Annotated in this window: 14 protein-coding genes; 4 read left to right on the forward strand and 10 right to left on the reverse strand. The window is 37.8% G+C overall.

From position 1 onward, the window contains the following. Nucleotides 1-31: 31 nt before the first annotated feature. The 7 genes from DCC39_RS09305 to DCC39_RS09335 all read right to left on the reverse strand — a co-directional run bounded on the left by DCC39_RS09305 (nucleotide 32) and on the right by DCC39_RS09335 (nucleotide 7,786). Nucleotides 32-1,114: a substrate-binding domain-containing protein gene (locus DCC39_RS09305; RefSeq protein ID WP_116554617.1), complete on the reverse strand. Its 1,083-nt coding sequence runs from the start codon at nucleotides 1,112-1,114 to the stop codon at nucleotides 32-34. 252 nt (nucleotides 1,115-1,366) lie between these two features. After that, nucleotides 1,367-1,843, reverse strand: a complete 477-nt coding sequence (locus tag DCC39_RS09310; protein ID WP_116554618.1) for a hypothetical protein — start codon at nucleotides 1,841-1,843, stop codon at nucleotides 1,367-1,369. Continuing rightward, the gene (locus tag DCC39_RS09315) at nucleotides 1,840-3,453 is read right to left on the reverse strand and encodes a GMC family oxidoreductase (RefSeq protein ID WP_205948492.1); all 1,614 of its coding nucleotides are present in this window, start codon (nucleotides 3,451-3,453) and stop codon (nucleotides 1,840-1,842) included. Before DCC39_RS09315 ends, DCC39_RS09310 begins: the two co-directional genes overlap by 4 nt. A 409-nt stretch (nucleotides 3,454-3,862) precedes the next feature. After that, on the reverse strand, nucleotides 3,863-5,134 hold the full coding sequence (locus DCC39_RS09320; protein ID WP_240613587.1) for a TRAP transporter large permease: 1,272 nt from the start codon (nucleotides 5,132-5,134) through the stop codon (nucleotides 3,863-3,865). Next, nucleotides 5,131-5,643 (reverse strand): TRAP transporter small permease, encoded by a 513-nt coding sequence (locus tag DCC39_RS09325; RefSeq protein ID WP_240613588.1) that lies wholly within the window; start codon nucleotides 5,641-5,643, stop codon nucleotides 5,131-5,133. Before DCC39_RS09325 ends, DCC39_RS09320 begins: the two co-directional genes overlap by 4 nt. A gap of 116 nt (nucleotides 5,644-5,759) precedes the next feature. Beyond that, nucleotides 5,760-6,824, reverse strand: coding sequence for a TRAP transporter substrate-binding protein (locus DCC39_RS09330; RefSeq protein ID WP_116554620.1), 1,065 nt, complete (start codon nucleotides 6,822-6,824; stop codon nucleotides 5,760-5,762). A gap of 134 nt (nucleotides 6,825-6,958) precedes the next feature. Continuing rightward, nucleotides 6,959-7,786: an AraC family transcriptional regulator gene (locus tag DCC39_RS09335; protein ID WP_116554621.1), complete on the reverse strand. Its 828-nt coding sequence runs from the start codon at nucleotides 7,784-7,786 to the stop codon at nucleotides 6,959-6,961. A 181-nt stretch (nucleotides 7,787-7,967) separates the two neighbouring features. Between DCC39_RS09335 and DCC39_RS09340 the strand changes: the two genes are divergently transcribed. Beyond that, nucleotides 7,968-8,330 (forward strand): YtxH domain-containing protein, encoded by a 363-nt coding sequence (locus DCC39_RS09340; RefSeq protein WP_165820822.1) that lies wholly within the window; start codon nucleotides 7,968-7,970, stop codon nucleotides 8,328-8,330. A 101-nt stretch (nucleotides 8,331-8,431) separates the two neighbouring features. Next, the gene (locus DCC39_RS09345) at nucleotides 8,432-9,013 is read left to right on the forward strand and encodes an HTH-type transcriptional regulator Hpr (RefSeq protein WP_116554623.1); all 582 of its coding nucleotides are present in this window, start codon (nucleotides 8,432-8,434) and stop codon (nucleotides 9,011-9,013) included. Here DCC39_RS09345 and DCC39_RS09350 read toward each other — a convergent pair. Next, on the reverse strand, nucleotides 9,005-9,346 hold the full coding sequence (locus DCC39_RS09350) for a DUF1878 family protein (protein WP_133243478.1): 342 nt from the start codon (nucleotides 9,344-9,346) through the stop codon (nucleotides 9,005-9,007). The two genes, DCC39_RS09345 and DCC39_RS09350, sit on opposite strands and share 9 nt — an antisense overlap. Before the next feature lie 351 nt (nucleotides 9,347-9,697). Next, nucleotides 9,698-10,297: a YpmS family protein gene (locus DCC39_RS09355; RefSeq protein ID WP_116554625.1), complete on the reverse strand. Its 600-nt coding sequence runs from the start codon at nucleotides 10,295-10,297 to the stop codon at nucleotides 9,698-9,700. 88 nt (nucleotides 10,298-10,385) lie between these two features. Between DCC39_RS09355 and DCC39_RS09360 the strand changes: the two genes are divergently transcribed. Together DCC39_RS09360 and DCC39_RS09365 are read left to right on the forward strand one after the other, a co-directional pair. Beyond that, on the forward strand, nucleotides 10,386-10,571 hold the full coding sequence (locus DCC39_RS09360) for a hypothetical protein (RefSeq protein ID WP_116554626.1): 186 nt from the start codon (nucleotides 10,386-10,388) through the stop codon (nucleotides 10,569-10,571). A 173-nt stretch (nucleotides 10,572-10,744) separates the two neighbouring features. Further along, nucleotides 10,745-11,692, forward strand: a complete 948-nt coding sequence (locus DCC39_RS09365) for a peptidylprolyl isomerase (protein ID WP_116554627.1) — start codon at nucleotides 10,745-10,747, stop codon at nucleotides 11,690-11,692. Nucleotides 11,693-11,859: 167 nt separating this feature from the next. On the opposite strand, the gene DCC39_RS09370 is transcribed toward DCC39_RS09365, so the two are convergent. Further along, nucleotides 11,860-12,729: a polysaccharide deacetylase family protein gene (locus DCC39_RS09370; RefSeq protein ID WP_165820823.1), complete on the reverse strand. Its 870-nt coding sequence runs from the start codon at nucleotides 12,727-12,729 to the stop codon at nucleotides 11,860-11,862. Nucleotides 12,730-12,912: the final 183 nt, after the last annotated feature.

Genomic DNA, 12,912 nt, shown 5'->3' on the forward strand with positions numbered 1-12,912 from the left:
TCTATAAGTAACTAATTTTTCATTTCATAAACTATTTCAAAACATCCTCAAGCTCTAACTTGAATGTATTTTCCGGGTCGGTCCATGTGACATAAAAATTATCAGGTTGACCAGGTACATACCACTTATCAAGATCAGCATTGTCAGCTGTTGGAAGTGGGACAATGGTGTTTTTCTCAACATTTTCACCATTTAATACTTTAAGAGCAACATCAAGAGCAGCGGCGCTTAAATAAGGTGGTTGATTCGTTGCAAAGGCTTTTACATTACTTTCTTTCATGTGCCGGAAGAGACCATTTAACATTTCACCAGTAAAAGGAATCGTTGATGGATCAATTTGATGCTGTTTTAAAGCCTCTACAATAGCATTTTCTCCCCCACCCTGAGTCAAAATTCCATCGATTCCTTTTGATTTATGTGCTGAAAGCATGTTATTAATAACAACTGATGTTGTCGCATCATCATAATCACCAAAACCTTCAGCTAAAATCTTAACATCTGGATATTTGGCAAGAACTTCACGATGTCCCTTGTCACGATCTTCGTCAATCGGAATTCCTTCAATCCCTTTGATCAATAGAATGTTTCCTTTACCACCGAGCTGTTCCATTAACCACTCTGCTTGAATTCTTCCAAATTCTACTTGGTCGGTATTAACGTTATACACTTTGTCTGATTCAACTGTATTATCGAATGCTACTACTACAATTCCTCGCTCTACCGCCTCGTGTAACACTGGAACAAGGGCGGTAGGAGATGATGCGTCGACAATGATTGCATCGTATCCCTGTGATATCATGTTACGAATTTCATTGATTTGCGCTTGCGGATCATTTCCAGAACTAGAGGAATAAAACTCATCAATTTCGCCAGCATCCTTCTTCTTTTGAGCATAGGCATCGAAAACATTTAACATTTGTGAGCGCCATGAATTACCAGCAAAAGAATTGCTTAATGCAATCTTATATCCATCCTTCTGATCTTGTTTTTCTGTTTCTTTTTCACTTTGGTTAAAGGAATTGCTTTTCGTTGCGCAACCAACTAAAATTGCCAAGGCCATCGACAAAATTAAAGCAACCTTTCCAAACATAAACAATAAGTTTCCTTTAAACATTTATACCCCTCCAAACACAATGTATTTTAGTTTCACTTTTTTAAAATTTGGGAGTATTAAAAATTTAATTTTTAACAGGGTTGAGATAGGCCACCCCAATATTGCGAGTAATCCAAAAATATTAAACGTTAATAATAATGGTTAGCCACTCACAGAGTATAATTCTCGCTAACTCATTTCGTTCGTAGTCTCGATAACGAGACTGATCGGGCGTAAAGTCCGTTATCTCCCACTTAGACTTCTTCGATTCATCTAAAGTCTTGAAGTAGGGGTCTTACGGACGGTTGCAGCGTGATAAACCGGACGATAAATTGGTCCGCGTTTAATTACGGGGTCCAATAGACCTGCACACATGTAATCAGGGGTGTCTTCTACGTCGTAATTAACCCGTGATACTTGACCTGGGTAACCAAGTTTAGAACGGATAGCAGGATTTAATAAATAGCCACCTGATAAAATGAGACCTAAAGCATTGAATGCTTCTGCATCATTTTCTTGAAGATAGGCTAGGCTATCTTGGGAACCTAATGATTCTTTCTCTTTTAGCTGACGTAATGCCCGAAAGAATGGTTGACGCAGATCATGGCGAAGATTTAACACTTCTTCAGCCCAAACTGTAACTACCTCCGCTTCACTAGCAGATGGCATTTCTTCAAACGGAGGTATTAATTCATCCGCAATGGATTGTAACATTACCTTATATTGTTCCTTTATGAATCCGTAACTCATACTGGCACCTCCTGATTTCTTCTTTCTTGAATCATGTGATCCACCGCGCGTAAGGCAATGGCACAGATTGTAGCTGTTGGATTTACGCCAGCTGAAGTGACGAATACACTGCCGTCTATGATATACAGATTGGGGACATCATGACTTTGACACCACTCGTTTACAACGGAAGTTTCCGGATCCTTCCCCATCCGAGCAGTTCCTAACAAATGCCATCCGCAATCTTTCATAAGTGGACTTGCTAACGTATCAGTTGCACCAGCCGCATCTAATGATTCTTTAGCTCGCTCTATATGAAATTCCATTAAGTTTCGGGTATTGTTTGACATTTTATAAATAACCTTTGGTGAGGGAATCCCGTCAGAATCAGTTAGTTCAAGATCATCTAGAACTACACGGTTATTTTCATCCGGAAGATCTTCTGCAATAATCCCCCAGGCTACAGAGCGTCCAAGGTTCTTTTTTACGCTGCGATGGAAATTTTCACCCCAAGCTTCTTTAATAGGGCGTCCACCATATGCTGAGCGCATTCCCAACGGTCCACCGGTACCCATTAGGTCCCATTTAGCCCCGCGGACGAATCCACGTTTCTCATCTGTCTCATAAAACTCCATCGAATTAATAAGTTCCCCTGTTGGGCCAACCCAACTCTCTAAATTCTCTTCAAACTGCCCTTGAACGACAGCAAATGGATGCATCATCAAACGTCGACCGACCAAACCTGAGGAATTTGCAAGACCCTCAGGAAATTTGGCTGATTTAGATAGTAAAAGTAATCGTGGGGTACCCACACCATTTGCTCCTAAGATGACCACAGAAGCCGGTTGAAAATGTTCACGGCCTCTCCGATCAATGTACACTGCACCTTTTGCCAGACCTCTCTCATTCACAGTAATTTCTTTCACTCGTGCTCCAGTAACGAGCTTGGCCCCATTATTATTTGCTTCCTGCCAATAGACAAGATCCATTGATGCCTTTGAACCTTCCGCACATCCAGTCAAACATGTTCCTCGAAGAGCGCATTTATTAAGGTTTCTATAAGAACGTGATGGAATGGCGTTGTATCCAGGCCACCAATGCCAACCAAGTTTATTTAGACCTTCCGCAGCTTTTCTTCCAACTTTACCTATCGGCAACGGAGGTAAAGGTGGATTGTTTCCTTCCGGATAGGCCGGGTTCCCTCCCAGTCCTGAAACCCCTATTTCAAGATCCATTTGCCGATAATATGGCTCTAAATCTTCATAGGAGAATGGCCAGTCATCTGCAACCCCATCCAACGATTTAACACGAAAATCAGATGGGCGGAATCGATGCCATTGAGCTGCATAAAGAATAGTACCGCCCCCCACAGCATTGTACATAAGTGGATTAACATCTGATTCTTCCGTGTTAACCGGATAGTCAATCGCAAGTTGACGAACATTCGGATTAGGATGCCAACGCTTCTGTGATAATAACTCCCAAGCCGCATGATTCCCTGGATATTCTGTTTGTTTTACCCATCCCCCTTGCTCCAGACAAACGACAGAAAAACCTGCCTTCGCAAGATGATAGGCTGCAACTGAACCTGAGGCGCCAGCCCCAATTATCAATACATCTACCGATTCCACTTGAAATGCCTCCCCGACTAAAGTGATTTCATATAGTTTTATAGAACTGTTTCATGCTTAAAAAGTACTATATTAATACACCACTGTCTTATAAATATTGGAATCGTTTTCTAAGGATTGGATTTAAAATAAAAATTTAATCTATTCTATATATTGTGTAAATGTATTCGTCACTCATATTTACGTACCATAAGGAAGGGAAACTCAATTCGGTGTTTTACCCACCATTATTAAAAAGTTTTATATAATTTTGGAATCAAATTATTTAAATTTATACATATGAAAAGGAGGGAAAATAACCCCCTCCTTAAAAAATCGTATTTTGACCATGAGATTCACCTTAGTTCTTCATTGTTGAATACCATGTCCCTACTCAATTAACTAGCTTGATCTTTCACTGTTTATCCTGTTATTTAACATAAATTTGATCAGGTAGAAAAAGTGAAAGCTGCGGAATAAACGTAATCACCAAAAGGGCTGCAATTAACACGATAATAAATGGCACTGTACCTCGAGTAACACTCGTTAGCGACATTTTGCTTATCCCCGATGCTACAAACAAATTTAAACCGAAAGGAGGGGTTAACATTCCAATCGCAAGGTTTACAATCATCACAACTCCAAAATGAATAGGACTTATCCCCATTTCGATAGCTATCGGTAAAAAGAGTGGAACTAAAATTAATACTGCAGCACTAGAATCCATGAACATACCTACAATTAACAGTAAAATATTAATTAAAATTAAAAACATTAATGGTGATGTAGCATATTCAAGGAGGACTGATGCAATCTGAGTTGGGATTTTTTCAAATGTCAAATACCAGCTTAGTACTTTTGCCGTCGCGATGACGAGCATAATCATTGAAGAAGTAATGACAGAGCGTTTAGCAACTTTAAACAATTCACGAATAGTTAGCTCTTTATAAATAAAGAAACCAATGATCAAGCTGTAAATAATCGCAACTGCAGCGGCCTCAGTTGGCGTAAATATTCCAAAATAAATACCTCCTAAAACGATAAGCGGCATTATAATTCCCCATATTGCATTCCTTGACGATATCCATACCTCTTTCCAGCTCGCTTTTTGATCAGGTTTATGCCCTTGCTTTTTTGCAATAATATAGCTAAACACCATAAGAACTAGTCCGATAAAAATACCTGGTATAATTCCCGCAATAAAAAGCTGGCTTATAGACACTTCCGCTACAGCGCCATATACAAGCAATGTTATACTTGGAGGAATGATAATTCCTAGAGAACCAGCTGCACACATTAAACCAACGGCAAACTTCGGAGAATAACGCGCTTCTTTCATAGAAGGAATCATAATTCCACCTATAGCAGCTACAGTTGCTGGACTTGATCCGGATAGCGCAGCAAAAAACATCGAAGCTAGAACACCTGCAATCGGTAAACCTCCAGTCGTCCATCCCACCCATTTTCTGGCCATATCTATTAATCTTTTTGAAGTTCCTCCAGCAAGCATTAAATCTCCTGCAAAAACGAAAAATGGAATAGCCATCAGCGAAAAAGAATCAATCCCAGAAAACATTGTTCTAGAAAAAACGTCAATTGAAATACCACTTTTTATAAGGGCAATAAAGCTTGTCAAACCAATAGCAACAGCTATTGGAGTACTAAGCAGCAACAAAGCAAAAAAGATAAATAAGACGATCAACGCTTTGCCACCTCCTCATTTCGTTCATCTGATAATCCGTTTGGATTTCGAAAGCTTTTTATATCTGAAATGAACAATTGTAAAAAGCGAATCATCATGAGGAACCCCCCAACCGGTAAAGCTAAATACGGAATATACATAGGAAGTCCTAAAGAAGGCGTCACATTTCCGAACTTAATAACGTTAAGAACGGTTTCATATCCTGAAACGATGAGGATGAGACAAAATAGAATACCGACAAAATTTGCTAAAAGTGAAAATACTTTTTTAAGATAGCTGGGCAAATAAACGACTAACACATCCACCGCTGCATGTGCCTTTTCCCTAACAGCAATGCTGCTTCCGATAAAAATAAACCAAATAATTAAATAGCGTGCTACTTCTTCAGACCAATGCAACGAATAATTAAAAACATAACGTAAAACAACTTGCACAAAAACAATGAATGAAGTGAGAATTAGAGATAAGACACCAATATATTCTTCAAAATGATTCAAGATGTTATTCATCTTCCCCAATGTGTTCTCTCCTAACGTCAAAAACTTTGCGTTCACTAAACTTCTTGCCAAAATAAAAACGGTTTCTGAATAGTGTAAATATGGACGGCAATAGCCGTCCGCGTTTTTTATTTTTCACCGTTAATGGCGTTTAAAAGCTCTTCACTTCCATCAATCTCTTTAAATTCGTCATAAACTTTTTTTGTTGCTTCAATAAATGCTTCCCGATTTTCTGCCGTTAGCTCAGTTATTTCGATTCCTGAGTCTTCCAACACTTTCATATATTCCTCTTCATCAGCGGCAGCCTGCTTCCATTGCCACTCACTAGCTTCTTTTGCCGCTTCGTCAATGGCTGTCTGCAAATCTTTCGGAAGGCTTTGATAAAAGTCTTCACTAATCATCAACACATAGCCCATGTAGCCATGGCTGCTTATTGTTAAATAATCTTGCACCTCATAAAGTTTCTTGCTTACGATGTTGGATAGGGGATTTTCCTGTCCATCGACTGTTTTCGTTTGAAGAGCAGTATACAATTCGGCAAAATCAATGGACACTCCGCCTGCACCTAAAGCTTGGAACTGCGAAATTAATAAAGGACTTTGGGATGTACGAATTTTTAAGCCTTTCATATCCTCCGGTTTTTCAATCGGCCTTACCGAGTTCGTCAAATGCTTCAAACCCCCGTCCCAATACCCGAGACCGCGAAGTCCTTGCTGCGTTAAATATTGATTAAGTTGTTCACCCAACTCACCTTGCATCGCTTTTTTTGCTTCTTCCGTACTGGAAAATATAAATGGCAAATCAAATACTTCAAACTGTTTAACAAAGGATGGTAGTACACCTGTAAATGGGGCGTTCATTTGAACTGTTCCTGATTGCATTTGTTCTATAATCTCTCTATCATTTCCCAACTGTGAATCAGGATAAATTTCAACTTCAATTTGGCCATCTGTCTTTTCGCTTACGACTTCAGCGAATTTTTCCGCTGCTTTTCCTTTTGCTGTTGATGCACTTACGACGTGAGCAAATTTAATAACATATTTTTCCTGTTCACTATTCCCCTTATTGGCTACCTTTTTGCCACTCTCCCCTTCTCCTTCAGTCGAACTTTGGGAATTTCCACAGCCTGCAGCAATAAGCAGTATTGCAAATAAGTAAAAAGCTAGAACTGAAAATTTCCTAATAAACGACATCCTTTTTCCCCCTCATTTAGAATTTACTGAAATTGCTTTCTTCTCTTTATTTTCATTTTTTCCACTAAAGAAGTCTTGTGAAATTTAGAAAAGATTCTTAATTTAGGAAGAACATATCATACAGAATGTTTTTGTTAATTTTCAAGGCGATTTTGATTGAGCGTCCGGTATTTATGTGGAGACATGCCTACTAAATTACGAAATGTACGGTAAAAAGTTGAAAGTGTTTCATAGCCTACTTCGAAACAAATGGAGACAATTTCCTTTTCCGTTTTGTTTAGAAGTTCTTGCGCTCGATTGATGCGCACTTTTTGTAAATATTGCAACGGAGTTTCATGGTACTTTGCTTTGAAAATATCATTCATATACCGAGTTGAAATGCCAAATCTAGAAGATAAATTTTCAGCCGTAATTTCTTCAAAGTAATGCTTGTCTATGTATTCTTTCATTTGGATTGAACGCATATCATTGGCATCATTAAATTTTTTCATTTTGAGAAGTCTAATTAGGATGATTAATGTTTCTAACAAATAAATGGAGCCTGTAAACTGACAAAGCTGATCATAATTCGTTTGTTCAAAAAGCATCTTTCTAAATAACTGCCTTATTTCACTTGCGGATACAAAATCCAATTCAAAATGCTTAGAGGCATTCTGAAAAAAATGTAACAGCCCTTTGTCCACAAAAGAACCTAACGATTCTTCCGAAAAAGCCAAAACGAGAACTGTCAATTTATGAGATGCGTAAATAGAATGGATGGAATTAGGAACAATAAACAGGACACTATCTTCGCAGAAATTTTGCCTTTTTCCATCTATTTCAATTTCTCCCTCCCCTTTTAACGCATAGAGAATTTGGTATTGGTCATGATAATGATGGGATACATATTCTCCTTTTGGATGTGCGCTTTCATACAAATAAACACCGCTGTCAGGCAAATCAAGTCTTTTATAATACACCATCTGTCCGTCCCTCCTTGGTAACTAATTGATGTCTAAATTTCGACTTTTTTTAATATCAGGCATATTTTTAATAATAAAAGGGAAAGGATTTAAGCAAAGGAAGAAGAATAAAAATGATAGGATCTCTGTTGATATTACTATATACTTTTCACATATACTAACACACTGGGAGGAATTTAAAATGTCAAAGCTACAATCTTATGCGGCAGGATTTATAGTAGGTGCATTGGCTGGAAGTTTAGCCGTGCTATTGAGCACCCCCAAATCGGGTAAAGAATTACGGAATGATTTTTCCGACGTACGAATCAGGCTGAAAACAACAGCCAACGAATTAAAAAGAGATACGATCGAATTAAAAAACAATATCGTAAAGCTGAGTGCAGTGGGTAAAGAAACAATCAAAACTATCGGCAGCGATTTAAAAACAGATGTAATCAATTGGAAAGAAGAAGTGGATCCTTCCATTCAAACACTTAAAGCAGACATTGAAGCGCTTAAAGCCAAGGCCGAGCAAGCCGCAATTGAGATAAGGAAAACCAAATAGGGTTTTTATTGTAAAAAAAGAGAATTTTCTCTTTATTATTTTTTGTTTTACTGGCATAATGATAAGTAAGCGTTTTAATGTACAAGGGGGGGCCCACTGCAATGAAAGAAGATTTGTTATCAAAGCGGGATGCTTTAATGTATAGTTATAAGGTTGGACAACTTAGCAAAGCACTGTGGAAGGTTGTGGAGAAAGATTGGCAAAATTGGATTAAACCTTTCGGTTTAAATATAAACGAGCATCACATTTTATGGATTGCCCATTACTTGGACGGGGCAACGATTTCTGATATTTCAAAGTATGGTGTGATGCACGTTTCCACCGCTTTTAACTTTTCAAAGAAGTTGGAAGAGCGGGGTTATTTGACATTTTCAAAAAAAGATGACGATAAACGAAATACTTACGTGTATATTACAAAAGAAGGAGAAAAACTTCTTACAGAGACACTGGAAAACTATTCTCCGAAAAATGATTCTATATTAAAAGGCAGTTTGCCTCTTAAAAGTTTATACGGAAAGTTTCCTGAATTTCCTGAAATTTTGAGTATTATTCGGGAAATTTACGGCAGAGAATTCACTCAACTTTTTGAGGCTTCTTTCGAACAGGCAAATCATTCTTTGGAACAAGCAGAACAAGCTTTACAGTCAAAACATGAAAAAGAACATTTTCTTGAATCATTCTAATTTATTTATCATGTCAACTAATTTCGCCATTAATGCAGGATAATAGTTTTGCTCGTAAAGTGCTATGATTGTTTCCTTTACAGGCAATTTTGGATTCAACATGCCAACAAAATGCAATAAAAGCGGCTTTTCATCTACGAGCCCATTTTCTTGCTGCATTTCAAATCTTTGGTTCACTTCTTCACACAATGTGAAGACATCATCCATTTCTTTTTTTGTTATGCCTTTTTGAATGATTAATGCATAAAAAGGAAATTTTTTACCATCAATCATTTTCAAGAGCAGATGATTGTGAAATTCCAGCATGTTTATTTTATCTTGTAATGAAGACATTTTAATTTTTCCCCTTCGTTTTTTCCAAGTCAATGAGCGACTCCCTTTAGTACTCTTCCCTATTTTACAACAAAATCCTTTCAATAATAATAACTGCTGACAAGTTCAGCAGTTATTATTTGGCCGTCTATGATTGAATCCATTCTCTCTTTAAGGCATAATTAAGAAAAACGCTAATGCGTTCTTTCTTAGGAAGTCAGAGGACAGAAGCCGTGTTTTAGGAACACAGACTAAGAACGCCACGGACGCGCGAGCAACGTCTGTGTGACCCACCTCCTGTGGGCCTTAAATTTTCGGCAAAGAAAATTTATACTTATTTTTTAAGCAAAGACAAACGATGGGCAAAGGGGTTTATTTATCAACGGATTCGTATATTTCGAATGAAATGTCATCTTTTTTCAAGTCAATGGTCCGGACTTTGACGTACATATCGTCGCTGACTTCGATTTGATTTAAAGCAACGTAGATGATGCCTTCATTCGGTTCGATAATGATCCAATCAGGAATTTTGGCGCTTGTGTTCATAAATTTAAGTACCTGTTTGCTTGGAACCGGAAGCTCGCCAATATAAAACGCTTCCTGCCTTAATAACAAGTCTCCATTTTCCTGGACAACCGGTTCAAGAATCATTTGGAATCTTAGTTTTCTATCAAAAACATTTAAATGGCCTTCCACATTTACTTTTTCATTCAAGACAACTGTGAAATCAACATTTTTTCGATTATATTTTAATTTTTCAAGCTGTGTTGCAATAATATAATTTAGGCGTTCCTTTGACGTTTCTACTGTAAAAATAGACTTGCCATCAATATTTTTTGCGATATACTGTTGATGGTCTGTTTCCACATCTGAAAACAACAGATATAATAAAACTGCAAGCGTAACAATGATCACAGCTACAAAAACTAACAAACTAAAGAAGGCCGTTTTCCATTTTTTTATATTATCCATTTCATTTATCACCTACTTATGACCCGGATGCAATCGTTTGTGTATTGTACTAAAGCTGTTTCACTCTTTCAAGGGGGTTCTACATTTTATGTCTTTTTTTATTCTTTTTATTTTCTTTGCGTTATTTAGTTTATTTATCTTTAATTCAATGACAAACTCTTTATGCCAAAACCGCAATATTCCGGAAGAACGCCAACCGAAGGTCTTTCGATTTATTAACGTTTCCATTACAATTTTACTTATCTCTTCTTATGTTGAGGTCTTGTTTACTTGATTCCCTTGTTTCCAACAGGCAAAACGATCGGGGAAGAGTGATCCGATGTCACTCTTCTTTTTATTTGAAGCCAATCTTGTAATTTTTTTCATTTTTAACGAAAGTTATGATTTCAAACGGTACGTGTGCTATACTAATTGTTGTGCAAAATTTACGAGGTAGGAGTGTTTAGGATGAAAAAAGCTTTCCTTGCGCTCACAATGTCTGCGGCAGTCTTTAGTTTGGCCGCTTGTAATGGTGGAGACAAAGAAGCCGTTGTTGAAACAAACGCAGGCAATGTGACAAAAGATGAATTTTATGAAGCGATGAAAAAACAGAATGGGGATGCTGTCATTCAGCAGCTTGTTGAAAAAAAATTACTTGAAGAAAAATATAAAGTATCCAAAAAAGAAGTAGATAATGAGCTTAAAAAAATTAAAGAGCCTTTCGAATCGGACGAGCAATTCGAAATGGCTTTGGCGCAAAGCGGATTTGGCTCGGAGGATCAATTAAAAGATGAGATTCGCTTCAACCTTCTAAGGCAAAAAGCGGCAACAGAAGGTATCAAAGTGACGGATGAAAAGTTAAAAGATTTTTATAATGAAAACAAAGATATGTTTACTGTAGTTGAAGCAAGGCATATTCTCGTTAAAGATGAAAAAAAAGCGAAGGAAGTAAAGGAAAAGCTTGACAAAGGCGCCAAATTTGAAGATATGGTTAAAGAATACTCAACAGATACCGCAAGTGTTCCTGAAGGCGGAAAAATCGGAGAAGTCACGACTGAATCCCAATTAGTTCCAGAATTCATTGAAGCTTCTTTAAAGCTTAAAGAAGGAGAAATTAGTGGGCCAGTCAAATCTTCAAGCGGCTTCCATATTATTAAAGCTGACAAGCGTACTGAAAAAACATTAGAAAATAACCGTGAGGACGTGAAAAATGCCTACTTGGCACAACACGCAAAGCCTTATGACGAAGTCCTCAACAACCTTATTAAAAACGGTGATGTCAAAGTACAAGACAAGCAGTTTACAGACCTTTTCAAAGTACAAGAAGAGCCTAAACAAGATAAAGAAGACGAAAATGCTAAAGCAGATACAGGCGATAAAAAAGAGGACAAAGCTTCAGGCGAAAAGAAAGAATAGATATGAAGAAAGACACGAGCCGCACTTGTTGGCTCGTGTCTTTTTTATATATAGGAAATCCCCAATCCTTATCAATTATCTCCCTGTATATTTCTACAGTCATAGATGTCTTTGTTCAGGCTTTTATGGCCTTAAGTCCTCATGCCGCTTATTTTAAGATGAATAAATTATTTTGCTTCAGGAACGCCGATTAATTCGGGTACTGTTACAAATTTTGTCCCATCTTTCTTTAATTTTGAAATAATTTTATCCAATGCCTGTGCTGTACCGGATAGATCCATTGACCAATCACCGCCATCATGCATTAATATGATGGATCCGAAACCCACACTGCTTAGTACATTATCTGAAACAATGTCAGCTCCAGGTTGTTTCCAGTCTAGAGAGTCAACATTCCAGCCAATCACCGTATTATTCTTTTCACCCAACATTTTTACCATCTCATCGTTTAAAGCACCATACGGGGAACGAAAAAGACGTGGTTTAAATCCTGTTATATCCTTGATCACTTGCTCCGTTTCCGTCAATTCCCAATGCAACCTTCCTAATTCCTCTTTCGGTAAATTGGGGTGCCAGTATGTGTGGTTTCCAATCGCATGCCCTTCATCATGGATTCGTTTCGCTATTTCTCTATTTACCTTTGCTCGAGCGCCTATTAGGAAAAAAGTTGCTTTCACATCATGCTTAGCTAAAACGTCAAGCACCTGAGGGGTAAACCGGGTATCTGGCCCATCATCAAATGTTAGGGCTACCTGATTTTTCTTTGGAGAACCATGCAAAAAGACGATGTTGGGATATTCCTTTTGTAACTTATTGTTTGAAACAGGGTGCGGTTCTCGAACGTCCCTTTCTGAACCCCCTGCAAGCTGTGGCTGATCATCTAAGTAATCATTATCATCCTCTTGGTTATACTTTGTTTGTTCTAATGATTGCGGCTGGGAGTTTCTTCCCTCTTGATTTGTATTCTGGCAAGCAATAAGAATGATGAAAAGCAAGCCTATACTAATTAATGTACAAATACCTTTTCCATATTTCAATGCAGATAACCTCCATTTTATTGATTAATGTATAGGTTGCGTTAGTTAACCAAATTATATCCTTAAAAAACCGAGGAAAGACTGTTTAGAAGCCAGCCGTTTGGCGTTTAAAGTGAAACAATCAAAACCACCCGTGTGAACGGGTGGTTTGCTCTACGGCTGAAAGCCTTTGTTACTGGCCAG

It is taken from the genome of Pueribacillus theae (genome assembly GCF_003097615.1).
In the GTDB taxonomy this organism is placed as follows: Bacteria; Bacillota; Bacilli; order Bacillales; family UBA6769; genus Pueribacillus; species Pueribacillus theae.

What these genes read in the sequence shown, in the direction of transcription:
- DCC39_RS09305 (WP_116554617.1), bottom strand. Translation starts at nt 1,114, where the DNA reads ATGTTTAAAGGAAACTTATTGTTTATGTTTGGAAAGGTTGCTTTAATT.
- DCC39_RS09310 (WP_116554618.1), bottom strand. Translation starts at nt 1,843, where the DNA reads ATGAGTTACGGATTCATAAAGGAACAATATAAGGTAATGTTACAATCC.
- DCC39_RS09325 (WP_240613588.1), bottom strand. Translation starts at nt 5,643, where the DNA reads ATGAATAACATCTTGAATCATTTTGAAGAATATATTGGTGTCTTATCT.
- DCC39_RS09330 (WP_116554620.1), bottom strand. Translation starts at nt 6,824, where the DNA reads ATGTCGTTTATTAGGAAATTTTCAGTTCTAGCTTTTTACTTATTTGCA.
- DCC39_RS09335 (WP_116554621.1), bottom strand. Translation starts at nt 7,786, where the DNA reads ATGGTGTATTATAAAAGACTTGATTTGCCTGACAGCGGTGTTTATTTG.
- DCC39_RS09340 (WP_165820822.1), top strand. Translation starts at nt 7,968, where the DNA reads ATGTCAAAGCTACAATCTTATGCGGCAGGATTTATAGTAGGTGCATTG.
- DCC39_RS09345 (WP_116554623.1), top strand. Translation starts at nt 8,432, where the DNA reads ATGAAAGAAGATTTGTTATCAAAGCGGGATGCTTTAATGTATAGTTAT.
- DCC39_RS09350 (WP_133243478.1), bottom strand. Translation starts at nt 9,346, where the DNA reads ATGTCTTCATTACAAGATAAAATAAACATGCTGGAATTTCACAATCAT.
- DCC39_RS09355 (WP_116554625.1), bottom strand. Translation starts at nt 10,297, where the DNA reads ATGGATAATATAAAAAAATGGAAAACGGCCTTCTTTAGTTTGTTAGTT.
- DCC39_RS09360 (WP_116554626.1), top strand. Translation starts at nt 10,386, where the DNA reads ATGTCTTTTTTTATTCTTTTTATTTTCTTTGCGTTATTTAGTTTATTT.
- DCC39_RS09365 (WP_116554627.1), top strand. Translation starts at nt 10,745, where the DNA reads ATGAAAAAAGCTTTCCTTGCGCTCACAATGTCTGCGGCAGTCTTTAGT.